This is a genomic window from Ideonella sp. P3_A4 (genome assembly GCF_056403075.1).
Genome location: NZ_JBFUGE010000954.1, coordinates 1 through 1,692, shown reverse-complemented (window position 1 = coordinate 1,692; position 1,692 = coordinate 1). Strand labels below are relative to the sequence as shown.

Here is a 1,692-nt window from a genome sequence, read left to right as displayed (position 1 = left end):
GGCCAGCGTGATGAACAGGCAAGTGCCGGCGGCGTAGAACTCCCAGCCTTGCGGAGCGCGTTGGCCGATCGAGGCCTCCAGCGCACTGCCGAGACCCCAGGTCAACACAGCGTAGACCACGAGTTCAAGCAGGCGCCAACCAAAGGCCTTGGCCGGCTGCAGGCGCGGTCCGACGGCAAACAGACGCTCGTTGATGAACGGCAGGTTGGCGGTGATCGCCGCCACCGCCAGCACCAGCCAGACCGACACGGCCTGCGACATGAACTACCGCCCGGCGCTCTGTCGAGCGCTCAACTGGCGAGTGCGCGCACGACAACGTCGCGGCACAACGCCATCAGGCCATCTGGCAACACGCCCAGCACCAGCGCCGCAGCGCCGTTGCAAGCCAGCAAAGCGCCAACGCCACCCCGCGACTCGACCGGCACGGAACCAGCCGCCGGCTCGTCGAAGTACATCACCTTGACCAGGCGCAGGTAGTAGTAGGCGCCGATCATCGACAGCAACACTGCCACGACGGCCAGCGTGATGTAGCCGGGGTCGTTGGTCACCACCAGCGACTGCAGCACCGCGAACTTGGCATAGAAGCCCACCATCGGCGGCACGCCAGCCAGAGAGAACATGAAGACCGTCATCACGCCGGCCAGCCACGGGCTGCGCTTGGCCAAGCCGGCCAGGTCCGAAATCTCGTCACTTTCGAAACCGGCGCGCGACAGGTACATCACCAGGCCGAAGGTGCCCAACGTGGTCAGCACATAGGTGACGACGTAGAACATCGCCGAGCTGTAGCCGTTGGCCGCCGACAAGGTGTTCGCGTCGATCACCGTCGGCGTCAGGCCCAGCAGCATGAAGCCGAGCTGCGCGATCGCCGAGAAGGCCAACAGGCGCTTCAGGTTGGTCTGCGCGATGGCGGCCAGGTTGCCGATCACCATCGACATCACCGACAACACGATCAGCATCTGCTGCCAGTCGTGCGCGAGGCCGGACAGGCCCTCGACCAGCAGGCGGATCGCGATCGCGAAGGCGGCCAGCTTGGGCGCACCGGCGATCATCAGCGTGACGGCCGTAGGCGCGCCCTGGTACACGTCAGGCACCCACATGTGGAACGGCACGACGCCCAGCTTGAAGCCCAGGCCGGCGACGATGAAGACGACGCCGAAGGTCAGCACGGTCGGGTTGACCTGGCCCTTGGCGATGGCAGACAGCACCTCGGACAGGACGAGCGAGCCGGTCGCGCCGTACATCATCGACATGCCGTAAAGCAAGAAGCCGCTGGCCAGCGCACCCAGCACGAAATACTTCATCGCCGCCTCGGTCGCCAGCGCGCTGTCGCGCCGCAGCGCCACCAGCGCATACAGCGACAAGCTCATCAATTCGAGGCCAACGTAGATGACCAGGAAGTTGTTGGCCGAGATCATCACCGAGATGCCCAGCAGCACGAACATCGCCAGCGTGAAGAACTCGCCCTTCAGCAGCTCACGATCGCCAACGTACGGGCCGGCGTAGGCCAGCGTCAGCATCATCGCCAGCGCGGCGCACAGAGCCAGCATGTGGCCCATCGGGTCAGAGACCACCAGGCCTTGCATGCCGTAGACCGATGCGGCAGCGCCCTCGGCGCCGAGGCCGGTTTGCAGCGCCATGCCGTGCATCAGCGCAACGGCAGCGAGCGATGCTTGCGTCAGCCAGAAGGTGACG

The 1,692-nt window shown here is 65.6% G+C and carries 2 protein-coding genes; both read right to left on the bottom strand.

The annotated features are described in order from the left end of the window. A partial coding sequence (locus AC1DYI_RS34815; RefSeq protein WP_477208664.1) for a DUF2818 family protein occupies positions 1-261 on the bottom strand: 261 nt, incomplete at its 3' end. Positions 262-290: 29 nt separating this feature from the next. Further along, a partial coding sequence (gene nuoN / locus AC1DYI_RS34810; protein ID WP_477208663.1) for an NADH-quinone oxidoreductase subunit NuoN occupies positions 291-1,692 on the bottom strand: 1,402 nt, incomplete at its 5' end.